Origin of the sequence: Bacillus sp. EKM208B, assembly GCF_011800725.1 — a bacterium.
Classification (GTDB): domain Bacteria; phylum Bacillota; class Bacilli; order Bacillales; family Bacillaceae; genus Bacillus; species Bacillus velezensis.
Window position 1 is genome coordinate 275,828 of sequence record NZ_JAANHO010000001.1, and the last position, 24,953, is coordinate 300,780.

General features: G+C 46.7%; 29 protein-coding genes and 1 pseudogene. 19 read left to right on the top strand and 11 right to left on the bottom strand.

Annotated features, from left to right (window positions below; all coding sequences use genetic code 11):
• Positions 1 to 27: 27 nt before the first annotated feature.
• Complete coding sequence (locus G9F75_RS01340; protein ID WP_003150894.1) at positions 28 to 411, bottom strand: glyoxalase GlxA; 384 nt, start codon at positions 409 to 411, stop codon at positions 28 to 30.
• Between the two features lie 94 nt (positions 412 to 505).
• Here G9F75_RS01340 and G9F75_RS01345 point away from each other — a divergent pair, with 94 nt between their 5' ends.
• Positions 506 to 1,693, top strand: coding sequence for a class I SAM-dependent rRNA methyltransferase (locus G9F75_RS01345; protein ID WP_094296200.1), 1,188 nt, complete (start codon positions 506 to 508; stop codon positions 1,691 to 1,693).
• A gap of 81 nt (positions 1,694 to 1,774) precedes the next feature.
• On the opposite strand, the gene G9F75_RS01350 is transcribed toward G9F75_RS01345, so the two are convergent.
• The 5 genes from G9F75_RS01350 to G9F75_RS01370 all read right to left on the bottom strand — a co-directional run bounded on the left by G9F75_RS01350 (position 1,775) and on the right by G9F75_RS01370 (position 4,953).
• Positions 1,775 to 2,677 (bottom strand): DUF2268 domain-containing putative Zn-dependent protease, encoded by a 903-nt coding sequence (locus G9F75_RS01350; protein WP_022553962.1) that lies wholly within the window; start codon positions 2,675 to 2,677, stop codon positions 1,775 to 1,777.
• Positions 2,664 to 3,425, bottom strand: a complete 762-nt coding sequence (locus G9F75_RS01355) for a MerR family transcriptional regulator (protein ID WP_029972922.1) — start codon at positions 3,423 to 3,425, stop codon at positions 2,664 to 2,666. Before G9F75_RS01355 ends, G9F75_RS01350 begins: the two co-directional genes overlap by 14 nt.
• 155 nt (positions 3,426 to 3,580) lie before the next feature.
• Positions 3,581 to 3,775 carry a YwbE family protein gene (locus tag G9F75_RS01360; RefSeq protein WP_003150901.1) on the bottom strand — a complete coding sequence of 65 codons (195 nt, stop codon included), beginning with the start codon at positions 3,773 to 3,775 and terminating at the stop codon, positions 3,581 to 3,583.
• A gap of 129 nt (positions 3,776 to 3,904) precedes the next feature.
• A complete protein-coding gene (locus tag G9F75_RS01365; RefSeq protein ID WP_007407726.1) occupies positions 3,905 to 4,585 on the bottom strand; it encodes a CidB/LrgB family autolysis modulator in 681 nt (226 codons plus the stop codon).
• Complete coding sequence (locus tag G9F75_RS01370) at positions 4,567 to 4,953, bottom strand: CidA/LrgA family holin-like protein (protein ID WP_007407725.1); 387 nt, start codon at positions 4,951 to 4,953, stop codon at positions 4,567 to 4,569. The genes G9F75_RS01365 and G9F75_RS01370 overlap by 19 nt, the downstream gene beginning before the upstream one ends.
• Positions 4,954 to 5,059: 106 nt before the next feature.
• Between G9F75_RS01370 and cidR the strand changes: the two genes are divergently transcribed.
• From cidR to G9F75_RS01400, 6 genes and pseudogenes are all read left to right on the top strand, one after another.
• Positions 5,060 to 5,968: a cidABC operon transcriptional activator CidR gene (gene cidR / locus G9F75_RS01375; protein ID WP_003150908.1), complete on the top strand. Its 909-nt coding sequence runs from the start codon at positions 5,060 to 5,062 to the stop codon at positions 5,966 to 5,968.
• 2 nt (positions 5,969 to 5,970) lie between these two features.
• Positions 5,971 to 6,789, top strand: coding sequence for a hydroxyethylthiazole kinase (gene thiM / locus G9F75_RS01380; RefSeq protein ID WP_014419198.1), 819 nt, complete (start codon positions 5,971 to 5,973; stop codon positions 6,787 to 6,789).
• Positions 6,786 to 7,460: a thiamine phosphate synthase gene (gene thiE / locus G9F75_RS01385; RefSeq protein ID WP_167408889.1), complete on the top strand. Its 675-nt coding sequence runs from the start codon at positions 6,786 to 6,788 to the stop codon at positions 7,458 to 7,460. Before thiM ends, thiE begins: the two co-directional genes overlap by 4 nt.
• A 75-nt stretch (positions 7,461 to 7,535) precedes the next feature.
• A pseudogene (locus G9F75_RS01390) lies at positions 7,536 to 7,855 on the top strand (Efem/EfeO family lipoprotein); the annotation flags it as partial.
• 18 nt (positions 7,856 to 7,873) lie between these two features.
• Positions 7,874 to 9,130 (top strand): iron uptake transporter deferrochelatase/peroxidase subunit, encoded by a 1,257-nt coding sequence (gene efeB / locus G9F75_RS01395; RefSeq protein WP_167408890.1) that lies wholly within the window; start codon positions 7,874 to 7,876, stop codon positions 9,128 to 9,130.
• 85 nt (positions 9,131 to 9,215) lie between these two features.
• Positions 9,216 to 9,818, top strand: coding sequence for a DsbA family oxidoreductase (locus G9F75_RS01400; RefSeq protein WP_014419194.1), 603 nt, complete (start codon positions 9,216 to 9,218; stop codon positions 9,816 to 9,818).
• 20 nt (positions 9,819 to 9,838) lie between these two features.
• Here G9F75_RS01400 and G9F75_RS01405 read toward each other — a convergent pair whose 3' ends face one another.
• From G9F75_RS01405 to G9F75_RS01415, 3 genes are all read right to left on the bottom strand, one after another.
• On the bottom strand, positions 9,839 to 10,513 hold the full coding sequence (locus tag G9F75_RS01405) for a glycosyltransferase family protein (RefSeq protein WP_014419193.1): 675 nt from the start codon (positions 10,511 to 10,513) through the stop codon (positions 9,839 to 9,841).
• Positions 10,513 to 11,193 carry a class I SAM-dependent methyltransferase gene (locus G9F75_RS01410; protein ID WP_014419192.1) on the bottom strand — a complete coding sequence of 227 codons (681 nt, stop codon included), beginning with the start codon at positions 11,191 to 11,193 and terminating at the stop codon, positions 10,513 to 10,515. Before G9F75_RS01410 ends, G9F75_RS01405 begins: the two co-directional genes overlap by 1 nt.
• Positions 11,194 to 11,410: 217 nt before the next feature.
• Positions 11,411 to 11,572, bottom strand: coding sequence for an anti-repressor SinI family protein (locus G9F75_RS01415; RefSeq protein ID WP_003150917.1), 162 nt, complete (start codon positions 11,570 to 11,572; stop codon positions 11,411 to 11,413).
• 335 nt (positions 11,573 to 11,907) lie between these two features.
• Here G9F75_RS01415 and G9F75_RS01420 point away from each other — a divergent pair, with 335 nt between their 5' ends.
• The 4 genes from G9F75_RS01420 to galT all read left to right on the top strand — a co-directional run bounded on the left by G9F75_RS01420 (position 11,908) and on the right by galT (position 15,764).
• Entirely contained in the window at positions 11,908 to 12,531 is a 624-nt protein-coding gene (locus G9F75_RS01420) for a TetR/AcrR family transcriptional regulator (RefSeq protein WP_014419191.1), read from the top strand.
• A gap of 79 nt (positions 12,532 to 12,610) precedes the next feature.
• Positions 12,611 to 12,997, top strand: coding sequence for a GtrA family protein (locus G9F75_RS01425; protein WP_042635745.1), 387 nt, complete (start codon positions 12,611 to 12,613; stop codon positions 12,995 to 12,997).
• Positions 12,998 to 13,048: 51 nt separating this feature from the next.
• Entirely contained in the window at positions 13,049 to 14,233 is a 1,185-nt protein-coding gene (locus G9F75_RS01430) for a galactokinase (RefSeq protein ID WP_071182055.1), read from the top strand.
• Positions 14,223 to 15,764 (top strand): UDP-glucose--hexose-1-phosphate uridylyltransferase, encoded by a 1,542-nt coding sequence (gene galT, locus G9F75_RS01435; protein ID WP_115941168.1) that lies wholly within the window; start codon positions 14,223 to 14,225, stop codon positions 15,762 to 15,764. Before G9F75_RS01430 ends, galT begins: the two co-directional genes overlap by 11 nt.
• 16 nt (positions 15,765 to 15,780) lie before the next feature.
• Here the strand turns inward: galT and G9F75_RS01440 are convergent, their stop codons facing one another.
• Positions 15,781 to 16,026, bottom strand: a complete 246-nt coding sequence (locus G9F75_RS01440) for a GlsB/YeaQ/YmgE family stress response membrane protein (RefSeq protein WP_014419187.1) — start codon at positions 16,024 to 16,026, stop codon at positions 15,781 to 15,783.
• A gap of 503 nt (positions 16,027 to 16,529) precedes the next feature.
• Here G9F75_RS01440 and qoxA point away from each other — a divergent pair.
• Genes qoxA through qoxD form a run of 4 tightly spaced genes read left to right on the top strand, consistent with a single transcriptional unit; the run spans position 16,530 to position 20,471 of the window.
• A complete protein-coding gene (gene qoxA / locus G9F75_RS01445) occupies positions 16,530 to 17,495 on the top strand; it encodes a cytochrome aa3 quinol oxidase subunit II (RefSeq protein WP_012118744.1) in 966 nt (321 codons plus the stop codon).
• A 27-nt stretch (positions 17,496 to 17,522) separates the two neighbouring features.
• On the top strand, positions 17,523 to 19,472 hold the full coding sequence (gene qoxB, locus G9F75_RS01450; RefSeq protein ID WP_014419186.1) for a cytochrome aa3 quinol oxidase subunit I: 1,950 nt from the start codon (positions 17,523 to 17,525) through the stop codon (positions 19,470 to 19,472).
• Between the two features lie 14 nt (positions 19,473 to 19,486).
• On the top strand, positions 19,487 to 20,101 hold the full coding sequence (gene qoxC, locus G9F75_RS01455; protein ID WP_003150930.1) for a cytochrome aa3 quinol oxidase subunit III: 615 nt from the start codon (positions 19,487 to 19,489) through the stop codon (positions 20,099 to 20,101).
• Between the two features lies 1 nt (position 20,102).
• Positions 20,103 to 20,471 (top strand): cytochrome aa3 quinol oxidase subunit IV, encoded by a 369-nt coding sequence (gene qoxD, locus G9F75_RS01460; protein ID WP_014419185.1) that lies wholly within the window; start codon positions 20,103 to 20,105, stop codon positions 20,469 to 20,471.
• 44 nt (positions 20,472 to 20,515) lie between these two features.
• Here qoxD and ywcE read toward each other — a convergent pair whose 3' ends face one another.
• Positions 20,516 to 20,776, bottom strand: coding sequence for a spore morphogenesis/germination protein YwcE (gene ywcE / locus G9F75_RS01465; protein ID WP_007614574.1), 261 nt, complete (start codon positions 20,774 to 20,776; stop codon positions 20,516 to 20,518).
• 291 nt (positions 20,777 to 21,067) lie between these two features.
• On the opposite strand from ywcE, the gene G9F75_RS01470 reads away from it, so the two are divergent.
• The 4 genes from G9F75_RS01470 (at position 21,068) to G9F75_RS01485 (ending at position 24,932) form a co-directional block, all read left to right on the top strand.
• Complete coding sequence (locus tag G9F75_RS01470) at positions 21,068 to 21,526, top strand: GNAT family N-acetyltransferase (protein WP_072176918.1); 459 nt, start codon at positions 21,068 to 21,070, stop codon at positions 21,524 to 21,526.
• 201 nt (positions 21,527 to 21,727) lie between these two features.
• Positions 21,728 to 22,915, top strand: a complete 1,188-nt coding sequence (locus G9F75_RS01475; RefSeq protein ID WP_095060324.1) for an FtsW/RodA/SpoVE family cell cycle protein — start codon at positions 21,728 to 21,730, stop codon at positions 22,913 to 22,915.
• A 102-nt stretch (positions 22,916 to 23,017) separates the two neighbouring features.
• Entirely contained in the window at positions 23,018 to 23,767 is a 750-nt protein-coding gene (nfsA, locus tag G9F75_RS01480) for an oxygen-insensitive NADPH nitroreductase (RefSeq protein ID WP_007407708.1), read from the top strand.
• Between the two features lie 163 nt (positions 23,768 to 23,930).
• Positions 23,931 to 24,932 carry an LLM class flavin-dependent oxidoreductase gene (locus G9F75_RS01485; protein WP_094296203.1) on the top strand — a complete coding sequence of 334 codons (1,002 nt, stop codon included), beginning with the start codon at positions 23,931 to 23,933 and terminating at the stop codon, positions 24,930 to 24,932.
• The last annotated feature ends 21 nt before the right edge of the window (positions 24,933 to 24,953 follow it).

The window sequence follows — 24,953 nt, forward strand, 5'->3', positions numbered from 1 at the left end:
AAAAACGGGCGCTTTCGCCCGTTTTTTTTAACGCTGGAAAAATTCGATCCATTCGCCGTCAGGTCCTTCAATGTAAAAGTAGCGGTATCCGTTCGGAAGCGTCGTGATTTCTTCATCAATGAATACGGCGCCCTGACGCTTTGCATGTGTGAACTCCGCCGCGATATCTTCAGTTAATAAAGCGACATGGTGAACTTTTCCTTCTGCGGGAAGCTCGCTGCTGTAGCCCTGGATCAGCTCAATTTCTGTCTCCGGCCCTTCTTGAAAGCCGAGAAAGGCAAGTTCAATAATGCCGTTCGTATGAGTGATACGATCCTTTAACTGCATACCGAGAACGTCTTGATAAAAGGCGATGGATGTTTCAATATCTTTGACCATAATGCCTGTATGGTCGATTCTTTTGGCTGTCATGGTTTTCCCCCTGTTTTGAATTTTTCGGGACAATGCGGTGTTGATCATGTTTTATGGTACGATAAGAGAAAGCAAAACGAAAGAGGAATGCACAATGAAGCTACTTACAGTGAAAGATACATTTGCCGGAAAGCTGAAAAAAGGATTCCCCCTGATTGAAAAAGACGCTCTGTCCGGAAGCTCGGCTCATTTAACAGAGGGCGATCTTTTTGATGTGACATCCGAGAAGGGTGAGTTTATCGGAAAAGGCTATTACGGTTTGCAGAATAAAGGAGTCGGCTGGGTGCTGTCCCGCGCGAGAGATGAACGGATCGACGGACGTTTCTTTCTGGACAAGCTGAAAAAAGCGGCTGAAGCAAGAGCCCATCTGTTTAAGGCGCCCGATACGACGGCGTTCCGGCTTTTCAACGGTGAGGGCGACGGCATCGGCGGCGTCACGATTGACTTTTATGACGGTTATCTGCTGATTCAATGGTACAGTAAAGGCATTTACGCTTATAAGGACAGCATGATGGAGGCGATTGACGGCCTGGAGCTTTCTTATAAAGCGATCTATGAAAAGAAACGATTCGATACGGCCGGGCAATACGTGGAAGACGACGATTTTGTCAAAGGCGAAAGAGGAGATTTTCCGGTCATTGTTCAAGAAAACGGCATACGGTACGCGGTGGATTTAAACGATGGGGCGATGACGGGCATTTTCTTAGACCAGCGTCATGTGCGCAAAGCGATTCGGGACAAGTATGCAAACGGCAGACGGGTGCTGAATACGTTCTCTTATACGGGGGCATTTTCCGTTGCGGCGGCGCTTGGCGGAGCTGAGAAAACGACCAGCGTCGATGTCGCCAACCGCAGTCTCGCAAAAACGATTGAACAGTTCAGCGCCAACGGAATTGATTATGAGGCGCATGACATTAAGGTCATGGATGTTTTCAAATACTTCGGCTATGCGGCGAAAAAAGGGCTGGAGTTTGACCTCATCATCCTTGATCCGCCTTCTTTTGCGCGCACAAAAAAACGGACGTTCAGCGCGGCGAAAGATTATAAAAACCTGCTGAAGGAAACGATCGCCATCACTGCAAAAAACGGCATCATCATCGCTTCGACAAACAGCAGCGCCTTCAATATGAAGAAATTTAAAGGCTTTATAGAGACCGCCTTTAAAGAAACAAATGAGCGTTACGACATTTTGGAAGAATATACGCTTCCGGAAGATTTCAAAACGATTCCCGCGTTTAAAGAAGGGAATTATTTGAAGGTTGTTTTCTTGCGGAAAAAATAGGATGATCATTTATAGCGTGGAAAGAGGGGAAAAGAAAACCCTCTTCCATCGCTTTAATACGGGATAAAATAATCTTCATTCTTAAAGAAACAACCCGCTATTTCTTAGTATCTCATCTGTACCAAGTAAAGTGGCCTCACTAATGCCCACATTGTTGGCTTTCATGAAGGATTGCACCGCTTGGTAGCCAACCGCATAACCGGCAAACGGTGATAAGCCGACAGGCTGATAACCTTGTTCGGCTGCAAAGGTGTCACCAAACATGTAACTGCTGACCTCAGCAAACCCTTTCACATTTAATGAGTCTTTGATGATTTCTTTTGAGTATTCTAATTCCTCTTTTTCAAAAGAAGTAACCCAGGGACCTAATAGAGCTTCTCCGTAAAGTTCTTTGGCAAACGATTCTGCCAGCCCCTCTATAATTAAGTAATCCCCAACCGTTACGTTCCCATAATCCCAATTGAAATACGAAAAACGAATATTATGATGAAATTCATGTGCGATTACAGCAGGCAGTCTCGGTATGTTATATGAATTGGGGAATATTGAAACTTGAATAAATCCCGGAATTCCTCCGAATCCACAATACCCTCTATGTAACTCAAGCTTTTTTTGATTAGCCAGATACATCCCAAACCTTATTTCATCAGCATTTATTTTTAAGCGGTTTTGTTTGATAAATTCTACACAATGAGTTAAAGTGCCATATGCAATTTGAAGAGCTTGAATTTCTTTTAGATTCTCTAGTGCTTTTCTTCCGGTTTCCGTATCAAATATGCTCAGATAGCCCAGCATATTTGCAGCCATGATTACATCATATCCGTTAGGCTGCTTTGCCTTTAAGGGAACATTCATCTTTTTCCACATATCTTCAAAAGGTTTCATCATTGAATACCGATAATAATCTTCTCTATTTTCAATCATTGAAAATAACGTTTCGTATTGCCCAATTGTATCCTCGATAATGATTTTAATGGGTACCACCCTTTTTTTGGTTATCTATATAAATTGTAATGGCATCACTCATGAGCTTCGCCAACCCTTCACCATACCGGTCGATGTTCTTAGTGAAGCGTTTATCTTCAATATAGAGTTGACCTAATCCGTAAAAGGCATCAAAAGAATATTCACCAAAATTTTCATTGAGAAAATCAAACCACTCTTTGATAGCTGTTTGTACGTCTGGGGACTTGGGAGATTGGTTAATAAGGAGTGCAAATTTATTGAACATTGCAGTCCACTTATCAGATAAATCTTTTTGCTCACCATCAGTCATGTTTTTCAATCTAATATTTACCTTATCGACAGGTTGATCACCCCACCGTTTGCGAGCTTCTTGTTCATAAAGATTATGATTGAAGTTCATTCCCTCAAACCGCTCTTTGTTCGTCATGCAAATCTCTCCCATCATATGTTTGATTGATTTATCGATGGTTTCAATCATTTTATCGACTCTATTCCGTTTCTCAATCAACATTTTCTTTTGTAAAAGTAATGCCTCCCTCCGGTTAAATGAAGGACTATTAATGATTTCTTTAATCTCTTTTAAGGAGAAATCGAGCTCCTTGAAAAATAGTATCTGCTGCAGCTGTTCAAGATTCTCTTCAGAATAAAGCCGATAACCGGAATCGGTCGTTTCCTGAGGAGTCAATAATCCAATTTGATCGTAATGATGGAGAGTCCGTATGCTTACTCCAATCAGTTCAGCTACTTCTTTTACTTTCATACCCATCACGTTTGCCGCCTCCTTAATGGCTACTCTAAAGTATTACGCAGCGTAAGAGTCAATAGTTGGATAAAGATTTTTTGTATATAAAGGGAGAACATATGAGAATTTCATTGCTGAAATTAAAGAAAAAAAGCCGGGCGTGAAGCTCCGGCTTTTTTCTATTCAATAATGTGCTGGACCCGGCCGATTCGCCCGTCTTCAAGGCGGACCTTAATGCCGCGCGGGTGGAAGCTTGAGTTCGTCAAAATATCCTTCACGATTCCTCTTGTCAGCTTTCCTGAACGCTGATCGGCTTTCAGGACGATATCGACTTCAAGTCCTTTTCTGATGCTGCTTCGCTGCTGGCCGTTCATATGACACATCCGTTCTTCAGTCTTTTCACTTCATATCTTATCATATCGTGTTTTCGTCTTTTTATGAAGGACAGACAAATCAATCCTTCATAGCAAATAAAAAAAGACCGCTCTGTAAGGAGCAGTCTTTTATGACATAAACGAAAGCAAAATCGGGGCCGCGCACAGTGTCATAATCGCGGCGAGAATCATGGACACGCTTGAGATCGTTCCTGATACGGAGCTGAGCTCAAATGCTTTAGATGTTCCCGCTCCGTGCGCGCTGGTTCCGAGCAGCACGCCCCGGGCAATTTCGTTATCAATGCGGAAATAGCGGATGACCATCGGCCCGATGATCGTTCCCAATAAAGCCGTTAAAATGACGAAAACCGCTGTAACGGCCGGCATCCCGCCGATCATTTCTGAAACATTCATGGCAATCGGCGTCGTCACGGATCGCGGCACGAGACTGTCGACTAAGCTGCTGCCGAGATGGAACCATTTGGCGATAAAGGCCGTTGACAGAATGGCGATACATGAACCGACCGCTACGTTCAAAATAATTTCCACGGCGTATTTCTTTAAAATCGGGAAATATTTATAAAGCGGGATGGCGAACGCCACTGTTGCCGGCTGAAGCATATCGGTCAGCAGTCCGCCGCCGAGATTGTATGTCTGATACGGGACATTGACAAGAAGCAGCAGTACGACCAAAACAGCGGGCGTAATCAGAAGCGGCGACGTATACACCCGCGGAAAACGAGTGTAGAGTTTTTTCGCGCCCAAATATACTAAGACAGTTAAGAATAAACTTATGATTCCGATGAACACGTTTGTTTTTTCTCCTTTCTTTTTGCTATCAGCTGTGTAAGCGTACCTGTTGAAACCATCACGACAAATGTGCTGATGACGACGACAAGTAAAATGCTTACGCCGAATTTAGACATAATATCTCCGTATTCAATCACTCCGACGGCAGACGGGATGAAAAACAGCAGCAGCTCACCGAGGAGCCATGCTGCGCCAAGCTCAATCCATTCAAGTTTGATAATCTTGAAATGCAATAATGTGAAAAGAATCACAATCCCGATTATACTGCCGGGAATATTTATATGAAGAGCCGCCGTGACCCAATTGATCAGACGCGCAAATATAAACAGCAGAGCGATTTGAATAACGGTAAGCAGCAATTTTTTCATAATGATGCCTCCCTTATATTTATATTGTACAGAAGGTTTTCCTATAGGTAAAATACATATAAAGAATAATGTGTATTCCTTTTGTCTATAGAAAGGATGAAATGTAATGGATATCCGGCACTTAACGTATTTCTTGGAAGTGGCCCGTTTGAAAAGCTTTACGAAGGCTTCACAGTCGCTGTATGTTTCACAGCCGACAATCTCAAAAATGATTAAAAACCTGGAGACGGAGCTCGGCATTAAGCTGTTTTACCGCAATGGCCGGCAAGTTGAACTGACTGACGCCGGGCAGAGCATGTATGTGCAGGCGCAGGAAATCACAAAGTCATTCCAAAACCTGACTTCAGAGCTGAATGATATTATGGAAGTGAAGAAAGGGCACGTCCGCATCGGTCTTCCGCCGATGATCGGGTCCGGCTTTTTCCCGAGAGTGCTCGGTGACTTCCGCGTCACATATCCCGATGTGACGTTTCAGCTTGTTGAGGACGGCTCTATTAAAGTGCAGCAAGGGGTGGAGGACGGCTCGCTTGATATCGGGGTCGTCGTGCTTCCCGCGAATGAAGAAATTTTTCATACGTTCACAATCGTCAAGGAAACCCTTATGCTCGTCGTCCATCCGTCACATCGGCTCGCTGACGAGAAAGAATGCAGTCTTCACGAATTGAAAGAAGAGCCGTTCATATTTTTCAGGGAGGATTTTGTCCTTCATAATCGAATTATGACGGAATGCGTGAAAGCCGGATTCAGGCCGCACGTCATTTATGAAACGTCACAGTGGGACTTTATCAGCGAAATGGTATCGGCCAATCTCGGCATCGGCCTCTTGCCGGAAAGAATCTGCCGCGGTCTTGATCCTGACAAAGTCAGAACCATTCCGCTCGTTCATCCGGTCATTCCGTGGCATTTAGCCATCATTTGGCGGAAAGACCGCTATATGTCCTTTGCCGCCAGAGCCTGGCTGGAGCATACGAAATCGTATTTATGGAATCCGAAAAAGAGAAAAAAGGATGATTAAGCATGGATGCACAAACCGCAGCTCAACACTTGAGTAAAGTGCGGGATCAAAACCCGCTCGTTCACAGTATCACCAATAATGTCGTCACGAACTTCACCGCTAACGGACTGCTCGCGCTCGGCGCATCGCCCGTTATGGCTTATGCAATTGAGGAGGCCGCCGACATGGCGAAAATCGCAGGAGCGCTCGTCCTGAATATAGGCACCCTCAGTTCGGCGTCGGTTGAAGCTATGATCGCAGCCGGAAAATCGGCCAATGAAAACGGTGTTCCGGTCATTTTTGATCCGGTAGGCGCCGGCGCCACGCCGTTTCGGACGGCATCAGCCAGCAAGATCATACAGGAGGTCCGCTTGTCCGTCATTCGCGGAAATGCCGCGGAAATCGCCAATATTGCCGGCGCCCCTGATTGGAAGATAAAAGGCGTGGATGCGGGGGAAGCCGGAGGAGATGTGGTTCAGCTCGCTAAGACGGCTGCAAGCAGGATGAAGACGGTCATTGCGATTACCGGAAAAACCGACGTCATCTCGGACGGCACCGACACATACGCCGTACATAACGGTGATAAACTGCTGACGAAGGTGACGGGGGCGGGATGCCTGCTGACGTCTGTAATCGGAGCCTTCTGCGCAGCGGAGAAGGACGTTCTGCAAGCGGCCGTTTCAGCCGTTTCTGTATACGGAAGCGCCGCTCAGCTTGCCGCTCTGGACACCTCCCATAAGGGGCCGGGCAGCTTCCAGATTGAGCTTTTAAACAAGCTGGCAAGCATCTCAGAACAAGAAGCGGCCGAGCTTGCTGCAATTGAAAGGGTGACAGAAAAATGACGCGTATTTCTCGGGAAATGATGAAGGATATGTTATCGGTTTATTTTATTATGGGATCAAACAATACAAGCGCAGACCCCGTTTCCGTGGTGAAAAAAGCCATTGAGGGCGGCGCTACGCTTTTTCAATTTCGGGAAAAGGGGAGCTGTTCTTTAACAGGGGATGAACGTGTCCTGTTCGCGAAGCAGGTGCAGGATGTCTGCAGGCAGGCCGGGATTCCTTTCATCATTAATGATGATGTCGAATTGGCCTTGCGCCTTGAGGCGGACGGAGTGCATATCGGACAGGATGACGCAGACGCCGAAGAAACGAGAGCGGCAATCGGCGATATGATTCTCGGTGTGTCAGCACATAACGTCTCCGAGGTGAAGCGGGCGGAAGAAGCCGGAGCCGATTACGTCGGAATGGGCCCGGTCTATCCGACCGAAACAAAAAAAGATGCTGAAGCTGTGCAGGGCGTTACATTGATTGAAGAGGTGCGGCGTCAGGGCATCACCATTCCGATTGTAGGAATCGGCGGCATTACGGCTGACAACGCGGCGCCCGTCATTGAAGCGGGTGCAGACGGCGTCAGCATGATCAGCGCCATCAGCCAAGCCGAAGATCCAAAAGCGGCGGCGCGCAAGTTTTCAGAGGAAATTCAGCACTCCAAAGCAGGGCTGTCCCGATAGGGCGGCCCTTTTTCTGTGTGCGCAAAAAGGCAGTGACGGACTTGGAGAATATAAGCCGTATGTCAAGAACAGGGCAATCAGCTTGCAATATCGACCGAAGCGTTTGACGGCTCTATCGCTTCTCTTAAAGTGACGCCTGAACCAATCACCACCGGCGCCGAAGGCTCGAAAGCCCTCTATAAAACAGTGAAAAGCGCGCAGTGAGAGATCGTTTCGAGGTCACGGAAAAACTTAATGCGGAATTCAGCGAATTTGAAGTTTTGATGTCGAAATACAAAACGTGCGATCAATCGTATACGTCCTGTGATACATTAAGTACAGATCAAATCAGAGAGATAAGCACAAAGCTGACGGCCCTTTCTGAAACCATGTCGAAGATTGCCGATGTGCTTTAAAAGGAGTTAAGACACAGCATGAGCGATGAACATAACAAGGAAAAACAGATCCACAGACGGGATGTCCTGAAGTGGGGCGCCGTCGCGGGCGCCGCCGTTGCTGTCGGAGCGAGCGGCCTCGGAGGACTCGCGCCGCTCTTCAAACCGGCGGCCACCACTTCAAAGAAGAATGAGGAAAAAAGGGATCGTGATCAAATCGTTCCTTTTTACGGAAAGCACCAAGCAGGAATCACAACGGCGCATCAGACGTATGTGTATTTTGCGGCGCTTGATGTCATGTCAAGCGACAAAGCCGATGTCATCTCCCTTTTCAAACATTGGACAAGCCTGACGCAGCTGCTGACTTCAGGCGCCGTCCCGTCAGGCGAACAGAAAAATAAAGATATGCCTCCGCAGGATACCGGGGAGTCGCAGGATCTGGCACCGGCGAATTTGACCGTTACCTTCGGCTTCGGCCCCGGGTTTTTCGAGAAAGACGGGAAAGACCGCTTCGGACTGAAGGATAAAAAACCGAAGCACCTCGCCGATATTCCGCCGATGCCTAACGACAAGCTCGATAAGAAACAAGGCGGCGGTGATATCGTCATACAGGTCTGCGCGGATAATGAACAAACGGCGTTTCACGCGGTGCGCAACCTGATGAAACAGGCATCGGGGGTGTGCGAAGTCCGCTTTCTCAATAAAGGTTTCTTAAGCGGCGGGAAAAACGGAGAAACACCGCGCAACCTCTTCGGATTCAAAGACGGCACCGGCAACCAAAGCACGAAGGATGAAAACCTGATGAATTCGATCGTTTGGGTTCAATCAGGGGAGCCGGACTGGATGACGGGCGGCACGTACATGGCGTTTAGGAAAATTAAGATGTTTTTAGATATATGGGACCGTTCATCCTTGAAGGAACAAGAGGACACGTTCGGGCGGGTGAAAAGCTCGGGCGCGCCTTTCGGACAAAAAAAGGAAACCGATCCCGTGAAGCTGAATCAAATTCCCGCCGACTCGCATGTCAGCGTGGCAAAATCAACCGGCAGACAGATTCTGCGCCGGGCATTTTCCTATACGGACGGAATTGATCCGAAGACGGGCTATGTTGACGCAGGCCTGCTGTTTATCTGCTTTCAAAAAGACCCGGACCGCCAATTTGTCCCGATGCTGAAGGCTTTGGCGGCAAAGGATGCGCTGAATGAATACACACAAACGATCGGCTCTTCCTTATTCGCCTGTCCCGGCGGCTGTAAAAAAGGAGAATATATCGCCCAAAGGCTGCTGGAATCGTGACACCTTCCATATGGAGGGTGTTTTTAAAAAAACACTTGTAACTATATGTGTTACAGCTTAAAATGAATAGGAAAGGAGACTTACAATGACACTGCAGATTAAAGTATATTCTGATTATGTATGTCCGTTTTGCTTTGTCGGCAAAGCGGCGTTTGAAGAAGCAATCAAGGACAAGGACGTACAGGTGGAATGGATGCCGTTTGAATTGCGTCCGAGCCCCTCGCCGAAACTTGATCCGGTGAATGATCCCGCCAAGCGGCAGATGTGGAAAAACTCCATTGAGCCGATGGCGCAGTCGTTAGGCGTTGACATCACGTTCCCCCGCGTGTCACCGCATCCTTACACGGATTTGGCATTTGAAGGCTTTCATTTCGCAAAGGAACATGGGAAAGGAAGCGAATACCATACACGCGTTTTTCAGGCGTTCTTTCAGGAAGAACAAAATATCGGTGACGTTGGCGTGCTGACAAAGCTTGCGGAAGAAGCGGGACTTGACGGTGCTGCCTTCAAAGAGGCGCTTGAGACAAGAGCGTACAGACACGTACAGCAGGAAGCGCTCCGCCATGCTTATGAGGAAGCCGGCATTACGGCAGTGCCGACGTTTATCATCGGCGATGAGAGAATCCCTGGCGCGGCGGGAAAGGAAACCTTTGAACAAATCATTGAGCGGGAACTGAATAAACGTTAACCCGTAAAAAGCCCTCTCGATCAGCGAGAGGGCTTTGCCATATAGTGTTTGACAAATGTTTGTCTGTCCGCTTCATATGCCGCGACGTCAAATGAGTCGCCGCAAAAATGAAGGCACCAAGGGTCTTTTTGGCAGGCGACGCCGACTTGATAGCCGTGTTTTTGAAATTCAAGCGACTGTGATGTGTCATAAAAATGAAAGCCGCGAAACAAATCCTCCCGCCACTCCACGTCATATTGAGCCGCCATTAACAAGCCGTCAATGGCGTCAGCGGGCGTAAACAGGCCGTCTTCATCACCGTGCTCAAAGTCCAGCGGATGATAAGCATTCCCCCGGTATTCAATCACTTTTCCCATCCGCTCTCCGCTTTCCCACCAAATGCCGTTCGGCGGCAGGGTTTTGCAGCCGGCGACACCGAGAAGGCCGAGCTCCTGATGAGATTGAAAGATATGAAGCATGTCATGAAGGAAATGCTGATGAATGATAAAGGTATCCTGATGCAGATAAATTTTATATTTGGAGGGGTGTTTCAGCGCTTTGTTGTAGGACGAGGCCATGCTTGCTGAATCGTATATCGGCATGATATCAACGGAGTATGAAGGGGGGACGGTAAGCTGCATGATATGGCTTTTGCACCGGGAGTACAGCGACTCGTCATTCACACAGACGACAAACAGAAATGAATGTGAATCCATTACATGCTCCTCTCGGCCTCAATCACATATTGATAGGCCGATGCTTCTGTCATAAAGTCATGCCTTATGCCAAGCTGTACGCATACTTCGTGCAATGATGCGATGGCTTTGTGATAAGTGGGGTGATCAACGCGGATCGCCTCAATGCGTTTCACCTCATAACCGGCGGCTTTAAATAATGAAAGCATCTCTTCCCGGGTAAAAAAACGCAGGTGGGTCTGATCCATTAATCCGGCGTCACTGTAAGTCCATTTGCCGGCTAAAAGCTCCAGCACCACTGAGATGTGGCCGACATTCGGTATGCATGCAAGCACCGTGCCGTCTTTTTTTACATAAGGACGAAGCTTTTTCAGCACTGACCAGGGGTCGACAAGATGCTCAAGAACGTCCCCGAACAGCATGCAGTCGAATTGCTCTGATTCGTACGGAAGAATGGCGGATTCAATGTCGCCGCAAAGCACGTGGCTCAATTTGCTTTCCGCCTTTTTTGCGGCTTCGGGATACGCTTCAATGCCGTAAACCGTTATTCCGCGGTCTTCGATCGCCGCTCCTAAATTGCCTGTGCCGCAGCCGACATCAAGCACTGTCCGCCAGTTTTCGTCTATTTTGTTCAATAAATAAGGATTCAGGCCTTCGTAGTAGTTCTGTTGTTTTTCATCATAATAGGGATTCGTATCCATCTGTGTATCACCTCATAAATGGGCATATACACAAGATATGCAGCGGGGGGATCTCATATCACCATGTTTGGCTGTTCAATTGCGGAATGCGGACGGGAATGGTTGTCCGGTATACGGTTTGTTCTCTGATTCCCCTCTTATTGCGGATGTTCCTTTGAAAACTCGGGTGCGGGCGGACTGTGGCAGGTCATATAGTAAAAGGATCCGCCTGTAAATCTTACCGCTGGCGGATGGTGTTTTTCATTGGTGTTTTTTTCTTCACCGCTTTTTCAGTATTTAAGAAGCGCCTCACATCGTCAATGTGCAAACCCATGATTCTAGCCTCTTGAATTAACAATTGCCAATCTTGATCTATATCTTTCATTACATGAGTTTTCATAAGAACCTCCAATTGAAAAATTGATTTGCCCAGCTACAGCAGCCAATGTATAACAAATATCACACATAGTTGGCCGGTAATCCCAAATTGAAGATGAATTCACCTACCTATTCCCTAAGAAAATGACTGAAATAACCAAAATCCTTCAAGAATTCTTACATATAATAATAAACAAATAAATACTGACTGGATAGTATGCAAATAAAAATAAATCATATGACCTATTAACATATACCCTCAAAGCGTCGACTAGCATATTCTTTTTGCATAAAAAATACCGCAAAAGAATGATTCGGTGTAAGATAAAGTGAATGATCAAACAGCTGGGGTAAAAAATGAAAAAAAACAAATTTCAAATTAAGAGAGAAGAAACATTTGAAAGTTTTATTGACGCAGGCCTTCATCTCCTGATTGAAAGAGCTTACGATTCAGTCTCAATCGATGACATCAGTAAAGCGGCGGGTTTCAGCAAAGGCGCGTTTTACGTTCATTTTGAAAGCAAGGAAGATTTTCTGAAGCATTTATTAGACAGGCGTCAGATTAAAAAAAGGATCATCACCGGCTATCTCGACGAATTAGAAAAGCAAACCGCGCGGCCGTTGACGCTTTGTGAAGCTGCGGCAAGCGCGGCCAGCCTGTTGATGCGGTTTGTAAACAGCAAGCCTGCCTGGAATGTTGTGTCTTTTGCCGTTCATATGCCTACTTACAAAGTCGTCAGTGAATATGAAGCTTATATCCGTCTTTATAAGTTATGGATAGAAGAAAGCACCATGTACATAAATTGGCTCAAATCGAGAAATTTAATAGAAGACCATATAGATACCGAGCATACCGCTAAAATGATGTGCGCGCTCATCGACGGGATGATTAAGCAATCCAATGTGCTGGGAAGGCCGGTTACTTTCCGCAGCATGTTTGACGCGCTTTATGTTTTTGTCAGCGGCAGAAAATCAGGGTAACGTTCTTCTTGATTTGACAAAAGGTTTAGAAAAGTCTTTCAGAAAGCGAGGAACTGCCATGCGTTACAGAGAAATTATGATGTATATCATTATGGGGATATTCACGACCATCGTGAATATCGTCAGTTTTTACTTTCTGACGTCGGCATTTGAGATGGATTACAAGGCGGCGACTGTCGCTGCTTGGGTTCTGTCCGTTCTATTTGCATATGTCACGAATAAACTGTATGTATTTCAGCAAAAGACCGCGGGGATGCGGAGTCTGATGAAAGAATTGACGGCCTTTTTCAGCGTGCGGGTATTGTCTCTCGCCATCGATCTCGCCATGATGATTCTTCTGGTCAGTCAATTTCATATGAACGAAACGCTGGCGAAAATCGCCGATAACGTCATTATCGTAGTCGTCAACTATGCGGCCAGCAAGTGGATTGTCTTCAGAAAAGCGAAAGAAGAGGGCGTGTCATAACGGTTTCTTTCCGCGCCCCGGGGGAAAGTGTAATGGTGAAAGGGGATGCGTATGAAGCACAAAATAAAGAAAGCGTTTGCTGATGTATTCGGGGAATCGGAGGACCTGCGCATTTTCTTTGCGCCCGGCAGAGTGAATCTCATCGGAGAGCATACGGATTATAACGGGGGCCACGTCTTTCCGTGCGCGCTGACAATCGGTACATATGCAGCTGTCCGGGAGAGAGGGGACAGGCTCGTCAGAATGTACTCTCATAATTTTAAAGAAGCGGGCATAAAGGAATGCAGTCTCGATGATATCCGCTATCAAAAAGAGGACGGGTGGGCCAATTATCCGAAAGGGGTCATGGCGGAATGTCTCGGCAGCGGTTTTTCCCTTCCGCACGGCTTCGATATTGTGTTCTGGGGAAACATCCCGAACGGCGCGGGGCTGTCATCTTCGGCTTCGATTGAACTTGTCACGGCGGTCATTCTCAAGGAATGCCATGAGCTTGAGGCGGATATGCCCGACTTGGTGAAGCTCGCTCAGACGGCGGAAAATTCCTTTATCGGCGTCAGCTGCGGAATGATGGATCAATTCGCCATCGGAATGGGAAAGAAACATCATGCGATTCTGCTGAATTGCGGGACGCTCAGCTTTGAATATACAAAACTCGGGCTGTCGGGGCTGTCGATCGTTATTGCAAATACCAATAAAAAACGAACGCTTGCAGACTCAGGCTATAATACGAGGCTCAAGGAGTGCGGGGAGGCGCTTTGTGATCTTCAGAAGCATATTTCCGTTCAATCACTGGGAGAGCTGACCCCTTCCGTTTTTGACGCCCATGCGGAGCTGATTCAGAATGAAGTGAACAGACGCCGGGCGAAACACGCCGTCTATGAAAATTACCGCACAATAGAGGCCGCCGACATGTTCAGTAACAATCAGCTTCATCATATCGGTGAATTAATGAGGGATTCGCATCTCTCTTTACGCGATGACTACGAGGTGACGAGTCATGAGCTGGATACACTGGCTGAAGCGGCCTGGCGCCACGGCGGGGTGATCGGATCAAGGATGACGGGAGCCGGTTTCGGCGGCTGTACAGTCAGTATCGTCAAGGACGATGCGGTTTCGGATTTTATTGAAACGGCAGGGGCCCGCTATGAGGAGAAGACAGGGAGAAAAGCTGACTTTTACACGGCGGATGTCGGAGCCGGAGCGAGAGAACTAAAGGGGGATGACGATGGCAATTGAGCGGCACGTGGAACGTTTAATCCGGTACGGATTGCAAAAAGAGCTGATTTCCTATCTTGATATCGAATATACAAGAAACCGTTTATATGAAGCTTTGCATATCACCCATCCGGAGGTTTCAGAACAGAAAGAAAATGAATCGGCGGCATCATTGCCGGACATATTGTCCCCGATTTATGAATGGGCGGCAGAAACGGGCCGGATTGCAGCCGATACAGACACCTATCGCGACCTGCTGAGCGCGAAGATCATGGGCTGCTTTGCCCCGCAGCCGTCCGAGATTGTCCGTCGTTTTGAAGAAACAAAGGCGGTGCACGGGCCGGAGCAGGCGACAAAGGCGTTTTACCGATTTTCAGAGGATATGTATTATATCCGTTCGGACAGAATACAGCGGAATGTCGGGTGGACGGCTGAGACGGCTTACGGAAAGCTGGACATCACGATCAACCTTTCAAAACCGGAAAAAGATCCGAAAGCAATTGCCGCTGCCAAAGAGCAGCCTCAATCCGATTATCCGAGATGTGTTCTTTGTAAAGAAAATGTCGGGTACGAGGGGAGACCGGATCACCCGGCGCGTCAAAACCTTCGTGTCATTCCGGTAATTCTTGGCGATGAGCAGTGGTTTCTGCAATTTTCTCCGTATGTGTATTACCGGGAGCATTGCATCGTTTTGAAAGACCGGCACGAACCGATGAAGATCAGCAAAAAAACGTTTGACCGGCTGCTGTCGTTCGTCAGCCAGTATCCTCATTATTTTCTCGGTTCCAATGCTGACTTGCCGATTGTCGGCGGCAGTATTTTAAGCCACGACCATTTTCAGGGGGGCAATTATGAATTCCCGATGGCGCGGGCGGAGACAGAAAGCCGGTACAGGCTGCCTGACTATCCGAAAACGGTGTTGGGAATTGTGAAGTGGCCGATGTCGGTCATCCGCCTGCAAAGCGGGAGCGCGTCTGAGCTTTCCGGCGCGGCGGATGCCATCCTGCGGGCGTGGCGCGGTTATTCCGATGAGGCGGCTGATCTCCTCGCCTTTTCAGGAGAAACACCGCACAATACAATTACGCCGATTGCCCGGCGGAGAAACGGTTTATTCGAATTAGATCTCGTCCTCAGAAATAACCGCACCTCTGATGAGCATCCCCTGGGAATTTTTCATCCCCATCAGGAAGTTCATCACCTGAAAAAAGAAAATATCGGACTGATTGAGGTAATGGGGCTTGCGATTCTGCCGGGCCGCCTTGAACAAGAAATGAAATACACGGCTGAAGCGCTGTGCTCACCGGACCCGGAAGCGGTCTTAACGGCAGACCCTTCTGCAGCAAAGCATAAAGATTGGGCGCTCAGTGTGCTGCATAAGCGGAAGGTAACGAAAGAAAACGCGGAACAGATTCTGAAAGAGGAAATCGGCCATGCCTTTGCGCGGATACTGGAGCATGCCGGTGTCTTTAAACAGACAGAAGAAGGCAGAGCGGCTTTCCGGCGGTTTATCCGCCATTTGGGCGCTCTACCGGAAAAAAGCCTCATCCCATAAGGGACGAGGCTTTTTTTTATCCTCTGCTTCTGGCGATCAGGCTGAATAAGAATACCACGATCGCAGCTCCGATGATTGCCGGAATGATGGCAAAGCCGGCAAGGTGAGGACCCCATGTGCCGAGCAGTCCGTGCCCGATCCATGCGCCGATCAGACCGGCGATCATTGACCCGATGATTCCTCCGGGCATACTGCCTTTTACAAATAAACTTCCGATCCAGCCGATAATAATAGCGACAATCAGAGATACGATAAAACTCATAAATATCACTTCCTATTTTTTATTATTTATGCCTATATGTTTCCTTCGTTTTGTCCATATTAAACATATGAATGCGTTTTTTATAATGAACATACTCAAGGCGCGTTCCGGTCTTTTTTTTCACAATGCGTTGCGTTAAAATGGAAACCGTGTGAAAAGGTGTGAGCAAAGGAAAAAATATTTCTTTTGTAGAATGTTTAACAAAATGAAACTTTTTGTTGACCAGCGATTTTTATTATGGTAAACCTTTATTTGGTATTATTCGTTCTCACTATCTTTTTTCTCTATATATGCTAAATGATCTAAAACTTTTTATGTTTGATTTGCGCAAGTGGAAAAAGTTCATGCATTTTTTGACGATTTTGTGACATTAGGTCGAAAAAAAGATGAACTTTAGAAAAAAATAAAGCTAATAAGGGCAGATTTTGATAGCATAACAAGGTAGATAGAGAAAAGATTTTGAGAAAGTACATTTCAGATTCACTACATCAATAGGAAGGATGGTGATCTTCTTGTTCAGAGCATTTAAACCGTTACTTTTATTAGCGATGTTGGCTGTTGTTTTCGTACTGGGCGGATGCAGCGACATTTCCGTTTTAGATCCGAAAGGACCTGTAGCAGACCAGCAGAAAGATCTGATTCTCTTGTCAATCGGATTTATGCTGTTCATTGTCGGCGTCGTATTCGTACTATTTACAATCATTTTAGTGAAATACCGCGACCGCAAAGGCAAAGACAGCGGAAATTACAAGCCCGAGATGCACGGCAACACGTTCTTAGAAGTAGTCTGGACAGTGATCCCAATTTTAATTGTTATTGCACTTTCTGTGCCTACCGTACAGACGATATATTCGTTAGAAAAAGCGCCTGAAGCGACAAAGGATAAAGAGCCTCTTGTTGTTTATGCTACTTCGGTAGACTGGAAATGGGTATTCAGCTACCCAGAGCAGGATATTGAGACGGTTAACTACCTGAACATTCCTGTAGACCGTCCGGTTTTATTTAAAATTTCTTCAGCCGATTCAATGGCATCGCTATGGATTCCTCAGCTTGGGGGACAAAAATACGCGATGGCGGGAATGCTGATGGATCAATACTTACAGGCTGACAAAGTGGGAACATATGAAGGCCGCAACGCGAACTTCACCGGCGAACACTTTGCCGACCAGAAATTCAACGTAAAAGCTGTTACGCAAAAAGACTTTAACAGCTGGGTGAAAAAAGCCCAAAGCGATTCTCCAAAGCTAACGAAAGAGAAGTATGACGAACTGATGCTTCCGGAGAATGTCGGAAAATTAACGTTCTCTTCTACACACTTAAAATACGTTGACCACGGCCAAGATGCCGAATATGCGATGGAGGCGCGCAAACGCCTTGGCTACAAAGCCGTATCACCGCACTCTAAAACAGATCCGTGGGAAAATGTAAAGAAAAACGAATTTAAAGTATCCGACGATAAACAAGATTGAAATTGAACAAGAAAGGAGGAAGCCCGAATGAAATTGAGATGGGATGAATTTTTTGTAACAGGTGACCCATTAATTCTGGGCGCACAAGTTTCCATTGCGCTTTCCACTATTGCTATCATCGTTGTACTCACATACTTCAAAAAGTGGAAATGGCTCTGGTCTGAATGGCTTACGTCTGTAGACCATAAGAAACTTGGAATCATGTACATTATCTCTGCTGTTATCATGCTGTTCCGCGGCGGGGTCGACGGCTTGATGATGCGCGCCCAGTTAGCGCTTCCTAATAACAGTTTTTTAGACTCAAACCACTATAATGAGATCTTTACGACTCACGGTACGATCATGATTATCTTCATGGCGATGCCGTTTTTAATCGGTCTGATCAACGTTGTCGTACCTTTGCAGATCGGTGCGCGCGACGTAGCATTCCCTTACTTGAACAACCTGAGTTTCTGGACGTTCTTCGTAGGTGCGATGCTTTTCAATATTTCTTTCGTTATCGGAGGTTCTCCGAACGCAGGCTGGACGAGTTACATGCCGCTGGCAAGCAACGACATGAGTCCCGGGCCTGGTGAGAACTTCTACCTGCTCGGTCTTCAGATTGCCGGTATCGGTACGCTGATGACGGGTATCAACTTTATGGTGACGATCCTGAAAATGCGTACGAAAGGCATGACGCTGATGCGTATGCCGATGTTCACATGGACGACGCTGATTACAATGGTTATTATCGTATTCGCCTTCCCTGTTTTGACAGTGGCATTGGCGCTGTTATCATTTGACCGTTTGTTCGGCGCTCACTTTTTCACGCTGGAAGCCGGCGGTATGCCGATGCTTTGGGCTAACTTGTTCTGGATTTGGGGACACCCTGAAGTATATATCGTTATCTTACCGGCATTCGGTATTTTCTCTGAAATTATTTCAGCGTTTGCAAGAAAGCAGTTATTCGGTTACAAAGCGATGGTCGGCTCAATTATCGCCATTTCCGTCCTGAGTTTCCTTGTATGGACTCACCACTTCTTCACAATGGGGAACAGTGCGTCTGTTAACTCTTTCTTCTCGATTACAACGATGGCGATTTCGGTTCCGACCGGGGTTAAAATCTTTAACTGGCTCTTTACGATGTATAAAGGCCGAATCAGTTTTACAACACCGATGCTGTGGGCGCTTGCGTTCATCCCGAACTTCGTTATCGGCGGGGTAACAGGGGTTATGCTTGCGATGGCTGCAGCGGATTATCAATACCATAATACGTACTTCCTCGTATCTCACTTCCACTATGTGCTGATCGCGGGTACGGTATTTGCATGTTTCGCAGGATTTATTTTCTGGTATCCGAAAATGTTCGGCCACAAGCTGAACGAAAGAATCGGAAAATGGTTCTTCTGGATCTTTATGATCGGATTTAATGTATGTTTCTTCCCTCAATACTTCTTGGGGCTGCAAGGTATGCCTCGCCGTATTTACACTTACGGACCGAATGACGGATGGACTGCATTGAACTTTATTTCAACTGTCGGAGCCTTCATGATGGGTGTCGGATTCTTAATCCTTTGCTACAACATCTACTACAGCTTCCGCTACTCTACTCGCGAGATCAGCGGAGATTCATGGGGCGTGGGACGTACGCTTGAGTGGGCGACTTCATCTGCGATTCCGCCGCATTACAACTTTGCGGTGCTTCCTGAAGTGAAATCTCAAGATGCGTACCTGCAATTGAAAGAAGACAAAACGGATATTCATCCGGAAAGCAAGTTCAAGAAAATCCATATGCCGCACAACTCCGGAAGACCGCTTATTATGTCAGTGGCGTTCGGTATTGCAGGCTTCGGACTTGTATTTGAATGGTTCTGGATGGGCATTGTCGGCTTGATCGGCATTCTGCTTTGCATGGTGCTTCGTTCATTTGAATATGACAATGGCTACTATATACCTGTTGAAGAAATAAAAGAGACGGAAAGAAAGATTTCCGAATAAAGGAGGCGTGATTTATGGAACATGCAGAACACGGCAATTCTAACGCGCCTATGGAATATCAATCTGAAACCGGCAGACTCAATATTCTCGGGTTTTGGATCTTTTTAGGGGCAGAGATTGTGTTGTTCTCAACACTATTTGCAACCTTCTTCGTTCTTCAAAGAAGAACAGCAGGAGGAGTCTTACCGGCTGAATTATTTGAAGTGAAGCTTGTCATGATCATGACATTCCTGCTTCTGATCAGCAGTTTCACCTGCGGGATCGCTGTTCATGAAATGCGTCGCGGAAGTTTAAAAGGCGTCGTCATTTGGACGATCATTACGCTTCTTCTCGGCGCGGGCTTCGTCGGATGTGAGCTTAACGAGTTCATCCACTATGTACATGAAGGAGCATCTCTCGGTACAAGTGCTTTCTGGTCTGGATTCTTCGTCCTTCTGGGAACGCACGGAACGCACGTAACGATCGGTATCTTCTGGATTGCCGGCATCTTACTGCAATTGAAGAAACGCGGATTAACGCCGCAGACGTCTTCAAAAATCTTTATCTCAAGTTTATACTGGCACTTCTTAGACGTTGTTTGGATCTTCATCTTTACAGGCGTCTATCTCATCGGATTGGGGGGACTATAATATGGCAAACAAATCTGCTGAACACAGCCACTTTCCGTGGAAGCATATCGTAGGTTTTGCGTTGTCTATTATTCTGACCCTGCTGGCCCTTTGGGTTGCGGTATATACGGAATTAAGCCCATCAGCAAAACTCTGGATCATTTTCGGATTCGCATTTATCCAAGCCGGTCTTCAGCTTCTCATGTTCATGCACATGACAGAAAGCGAAAACGGCGGAATTCAAGTCGGAAACACGCTCTTCGGATTTTTCGGAGCGATTGTTATCATCCTTGGTTCCATCTGGATCTTTGCGGCGCACTACCATCACGGTGACCATATGGATGGAAACCCTCCTGGCGGTGCGAAGCAACATTCCGAACATCAGGAATAAAAAGAAACCCTCTTCGTTTATGCGAAGAGGGTTTTTTTGTGCCTTTATTGGCTTCTTCTCCGGCGCAGGCGCGGAAGGCCGTAAATGATAAAGGCGGCGATATGGGCAACGATGACGTTGGCGGCAAACAGGATGATCATGAGTGTGTGGCCGAGAGGGGATAGGCTGCTGGTTGCGTAAAAGTAGAAGAAAACCCACATGAGAATAATTGGCGGTATGGCCGAAAGAGCGACTTTTTTGTTATCCAGCCAGATAAAGAGGGGTGTTGCGCTTGCGACCAGTAAATAAGCAAAAAACATGTCCATCTTACATGTCTCCTTTCATTTTATGGGAGCGTTTCCAAAATGAAATACAGAGAATAAAATGTGTCTGTTTTGTGGTCGTTTTTTGAACATTTTGTTACAATTATTATACCATGTTTTCCAATTTTTGATACCGCTTTTTCGAGAAATGTATTACAACTATTGCCTCATTTTTGGATAGGTACAAGAAACCGGAAAGGCCAAATACCCTGTCACATTTCCGGACAATGGAATGGCGCAGGCTGTGAACCTTTGCTATGGTCAAAGAAACATGCACAGCAAGGGTGGTTTGAAGTGGACGTAAGGAAAGAAGATGTCACAGCGCCGGATGTCATTGCGCTTTTGCAGGATCATCTGAAGAGCATGACCATGCATTCTCCTCCGGAAAGTATACATGCGCTCAATGCGGACTGGCTGCGTCAGCCTGACGTTACGTTTTGGAGTGCGAGGGAAAACGGCATCCTGCTCGGCTGCGGCGCCTTAAAGGAGCTAAACAGCCGGCACGGTGAGATCAAATCAATGAAAACCTCTCCGCATCATGTCAGAAAAGGCGCAGCCAACCGGATCCTCCGCCATATGCTTGAAGAAGCAATGCGGCGGGGCTATCAGCGGATCAGCTTGGAAACCGGTTCTATGGAGGCTTTTCTCCCCGCCAGACGCCTGTATGAAAAAGCCGGGTTTCAATATTGTGATCCGTTTGCACATTATAAAGAGAACCCGAACAGCTTGTTTATGACGTTAAACATAAGCTGAAACCCCTTTTCTGACGAGAAGGGGTTTTTTATCGGAAAAGTTTCATCATGACCGAAACATTTCCTTTTCTGACACGTCATATGTCGTGTAGTCCCCAAACCGTAAAAAATAAAAAGGAAGCAACCTCATCATGTTTTCTTGAACGGTGTTCATGTATAATAAACAATAGTGACTTCCGATGAAAATGTAAGGCGGGATAGAATGAGTCGATATAAGAAACAGCAAAATCCCTATTATCAGGGGGATTTGATTTTTATATTTGGTGTGTTTTTAATAATTAGTGTTGCGGCGATTTATGCGGCCGGACAGTTCGGGCAGTACGGAAGTGATGCCTGGATGAGACAAATCGTCTTTTATGTCATCGGAGCCGGTCTCATGGTCAGTATCATGTATTTTGATTTAGAGCAGCTTGAAAAACTGAGTCTGTACGTATTGATTGCCGGCGTGCTGTCGCTGCTCCTTTTACGTGTGGCGCCGGAATCCATCGCGCCGATTAAAAACGGAGCGAAGAGCTGGTTTAAAATCGGCAGCTTCACTCTTCAACCTTCAGAGTTCACGAAAATAGGAATTATGATGATGGTCGCGTCCATTATATCGAAGGCGGGCCCGAAAGATCAAAGATCACTTCGGGAAGATGTGAATCTGCTCTTGAAAATTGCGGCATGGACGGTCATTCCGCTCGGGCTGATCGTTTTGCAGGATGCCGGAACGGGTGCGATCTGTCTGTTTATCGTTATGGTGATGGTGTTTATGTCGGGTGTAAACTGGAAGCTGATCACCATCATCGGCGGTTCGGCTGCGCTTGTGCTTGGCCTTTTCTTAGTTCTCGTGATTGAATTTCCCCATGTGGCGAATTCAATCGGCATTGCGGATTATCAAATTAACCGGATTACATCGTGGATGTCTGACTCCAGTGCGGCAACGACTCAGGCAGAGAGCGATAAAAGCTGGCAGGTGGATCAGGCCGTTATGGCGATCGGATCGGGCGGCATTACCGGAAACGGCGTTCATAATCTGAAGGTGTACGTACCTGAGGGACAGACCGACTTTATCTTTGCGATTTTGGGTGAAAGTTTTGGATTTTTAGGCTGCGCCATTGCGGTTGTCATGTTTTTCTTTTTAATTTACAGGCTTGTGGTGCTGATTGACCGCTTGCATGCGTTTAACCGATTTGGCGCGTTTTTTTGCGTAGGATTTACTGCACTTATCGTGATTCACACCTTCCAGAACATCGGGATGAATATCGGCATTATGCCGGTTACCGGTATTCCGCTGCTGTTTGTCAGTTATGGGGGGAGCTCGGTGCTTTCTACATTAATCAGCTTCGGGATCGTATATAACGCAAGTGTGCAGCTGACGAAATATAAAAGCTACTTGTTCAATTCTTAATGTGAGACGGCTCGTTTTTCGGGCTGTCTTTTTTTGTTTAGAGCATTTCGCTTTTGACATGATTCCCTTTCGGATATGATATATAAAGAAGGAGGCTTTTATATGAACAATACCATCGAAACCATACTTAATCATCGGTCGATCCGATCATTTACTGACGAGCTTCTGACAGCAGAAGAGATAGATACATTAGTGAAAAGCGCCCAGGCGGCGTCAACGTCCAGTTACGTGCAGGCTTACTCCATCATCGGCGTAACTGATAAGGAGAAAAAGCGGAAGCTGGCGGCACTGGCCGGAAACCAGCCTTACGTCGAAAATAACGGGCACTTGTTTGTGTTCTGCGCTGATTTGTACCGCCATAAAAAACTTGCTGAGGAAAAAGGCGAAAACATTACAGAGCTTCTTGAGAATACGGAAATGTTTATGGTCAGCGTCATTGATGCCGCACTTGCCGCACAAAACGTAAGTGTTGCCGCGGAATCAATGGGACTTGGCATTTGTTATATCGGAGGCATTCGAAATGAACTTGATCAGGTGACAGAAGTGCTTGGAACACCTGACCATGTGCTGCCGCTGTTCGGCTTGGTAGTCGGTCATCCCGCTCATCCGTCCGGTCAAAAGCCGCGCCTGCCGAAACAAGCCGTATATCATGAAAACACGTACGATACGAATGAAGAACACTTCCGCAGTTATATGAAGGAATATGATGAAACCATTTCCGCTTATTATGATAAACGGACAAACGGCAAGCGGGTTGAAACGTGGTCTGATCAAATCCTGCAGTTCATGAAACAAAAACCGAGAACCTATTTAAATCAATATGTAAAAGATAAAGGTTTTCAAAAGAATTAAGAAAAAACCTCTCCTGACCGGGAGAGGTTTTTTTATGTTTCACGTGTAACATATTTCGACAAAATGGAACAAGGTATATAAATGTTTATCATCAGGGATGCTTATAAGCATACAGAAAGAAAAAACGGCTTAGCAGTGGTACGATGTTGAGGAGGTGACAGTGATGATTTCATTAAGCATATTAGATCAATCTCCTGTATCAGAAGGGAGTTCCGCGGAAAGCGCGCTGCGGAATACAGTAAGACTGGCGCAGGAGGCGGAAAAGCTCGGATATAAGAGGTTTTGGGTGTCAGAGCATCATTTTTCAGAGCGGTTGGCGGGTTCAAGCCCTGAAGTGCTGATCAGCCATATTGCGGCGAAAACGAATGAGATTCGTGTAGGATCAGGCGGTGTCATGCTTCCGCATTACAGCGCATATAAGGTGGCGGAGAATTTCCGCGTGCTTGAAGGTTTGACGCCGGGCAGAATCGATCTCGGATTAGGGAGAGCGCCGGGCGGAATGCCGATCGCATCATGGGCGCTGAATGACGGCGGGAAGCGGAATGCTGATCAATATCCGCAGCAGATTCGTGAGCTGGCGATGTATTTGCATGATGCAGCCGATGACAATCACCGTTTTCCGAATCTGACCGCATCACCCCTTATTAAGACGGCGCCGGAAGTCTGGCTTCTCGGTTCATCGGGGGAAAGCGCGCTTCTGAGCGCAGAAACGGGAGCAGGCTATATGTTTGCCCACTTTATTAATGGAGAAGGCGGAGAAAGCACGACGGCACAATATAAGCGCAGATTTAAACCTTCCGCATTAGGAAAAGAATCAAAAACGGCCGTGGCGGTGTTTGTGCTGTGCGCGGATACGGAGGAGAAAGCGGAGGAACTCGCGGCTGTCATGGATTATACACTGCTTGCGGGTGAACAGGGGATTCCGCTTCACGGTGTACCGTCTTACGAAACCGTCCGCGGAAATACGTATACACCGTATGAACAAAGACGAATTGCCGATAATCGGAATCGAATGATCATCGGAACGAAGCTGCAAGTGAAAGAACAGATTCTGGCTCTCAGTAAAGCATACGGAACAGAAGAAGTGATGGCTGTGACCATTACTCATCATTTTGAAGATAAACTTCAGTCATACCGCCTGCTTCGAGAAGCTTTTGCCGAATGATCAGAAAGAAACCCTGCTGAT

What these genes read in the sequence shown, in the direction of transcription:
- G9F75_RS01340 (WP_003150894.1), bottom strand. Translation starts at nt 411, where the DNA reads ATGACAGCCAAAAGAATCGACCATACAGGCATTATGGTCAAAGATATT.
- G9F75_RS01345 (WP_094296200.1), top strand. Translation starts at nt 506, where the DNA reads ATGAAGCTACTTACAGTGAAAGATACATTTGCCGGAAAGCTGAAAAAA.
- G9F75_RS01355 (WP_029972922.1), bottom strand. Translation starts at nt 3,425, where the DNA reads ATGGGTATGAAAGTAAAAGAAGTAGCTGAACTGATTGGAGTAAGCATA.
- G9F75_RS01360 (WP_003150901.1), bottom strand. Translation starts at nt 3,775, where the DNA reads ATGAACGGCCAGCAGCGAAGCAGCATCAGAAAAGGACTTGAAGTCGAT.
- G9F75_RS01370 (WP_007407725.1), bottom strand. Translation starts at nt 4,953, where the DNA reads ATGAAAAAATTGCTGCTTACCGTTATTCAAATCGCTCTGCTGTTTATA.
- cidR (WP_003150908.1), top strand. Translation starts at nt 5,060, where the DNA reads ATGGATATCCGGCACTTAACGTATTTCTTGGAAGTGGCCCGTTTGAAA.
- thiM (WP_014419198.1), top strand. Translation starts at nt 5,971, where the DNA reads ATGGATGCACAAACCGCAGCTCAACACTTGAGTAAAGTGCGGGATCAA.
- thiE (WP_167408889.1), top strand. Translation starts at nt 6,786, where the DNA reads ATGACGCGTATTTCTCGGGAAATGATGAAGGATATGTTATCGGTTTAT.
- efeB (WP_167408890.1), top strand. Translation starts at nt 7,874, where the DNA reads ATGAGCGATGAACATAACAAGGAAAAACAGATCCACAGACGGGATGTC.
- G9F75_RS01400 (WP_014419194.1), top strand. Translation starts at nt 9,216, where the DNA reads ATGACACTGCAGATTAAAGTATATTCTGATTATGTATGTCCGTTTTGC.
- G9F75_RS01405 (WP_014419193.1), bottom strand. Translation starts at nt 10,513, where the DNA reads ATGGATTCACATTCATTTCTGTTTGTCGTCTGTGTGAATGACGAGTCG.
- G9F75_RS01410 (WP_014419192.1), bottom strand. Translation starts at nt 11,193, where the DNA reads ATGGATACGAATCCCTATTATGATGAAAAACAACAGAACTACTACGAA.
- G9F75_RS01415 (WP_003150917.1), bottom strand. Translation starts at nt 11,572, where the DNA reads ATGAAAACTCATGTAATGAAAGATATAGATCAAGATTGGCAATTGTTA.
- G9F75_RS01420 (WP_014419191.1), top strand. Translation starts at nt 11,908, where the DNA reads ATGAAAAAAAACAAATTTCAAATTAAGAGAGAAGAAACATTTGAAAGT.
- G9F75_RS01425 (WP_042635745.1), top strand. Translation starts at nt 12,611, where the DNA reads ATGTATATCATTATGGGGATATTCACGACCATCGTGAATATCGTCAGT.
- G9F75_RS01430 (WP_071182055.1), top strand. Translation starts at nt 13,049, where the DNA reads ATGAAGCACAAAATAAAGAAAGCGTTTGCTGATGTATTCGGGGAATCG.
- galT (WP_115941168.1), top strand. Translation starts at nt 14,223, where the DNA reads ATGGCAATTGAGCGGCACGTGGAACGTTTAATCCGGTACGGATTGCAA.
- G9F75_RS01440 (WP_014419187.1), bottom strand. Translation starts at nt 16,026, where the DNA reads ATGAGTTTTATCGTATCTCTGATTGTCGCTATTATTATCGGCTGGATC.
- qoxB (WP_014419186.1), top strand. Translation starts at nt 17,523, where the DNA reads ATGAAATTGAGATGGGATGAATTTTTTGTAACAGGTGACCCATTAATT.
- qoxC (WP_003150930.1), top strand. Translation starts at nt 19,487, where the DNA reads ATGGAACATGCAGAACACGGCAATTCTAACGCGCCTATGGAATATCAA.
- qoxD (WP_014419185.1), top strand. Translation starts at nt 20,103, where the DNA reads ATGGCAAACAAATCTGCTGAACACAGCCACTTTCCGTGGAAGCATATC.
- ywcE (WP_007614574.1), bottom strand. Translation starts at nt 20,776, where the DNA reads ATGGACATGTTTTTTGCTTATTTACTGGTCGCAAGCGCAACACCCCTC.
- G9F75_RS01475 (WP_095060324.1), top strand. Translation starts at nt 21,728, where the DNA reads ATGAGTCGATATAAGAAACAGCAAAATCCCTATTATCAGGGGGATTTG.
- nfsA (WP_007407708.1), top strand. Translation starts at nt 23,018, where the DNA reads ATGAACAATACCATCGAAACCATACTTAATCATCGGTCGATCCGATCA.
- G9F75_RS01485 (WP_094296203.1), top strand. Translation starts at nt 23,931, where the DNA reads ATGATTTCATTAAGCATATTAGATCAATCTCCTGTATCAGAAGGGAGT.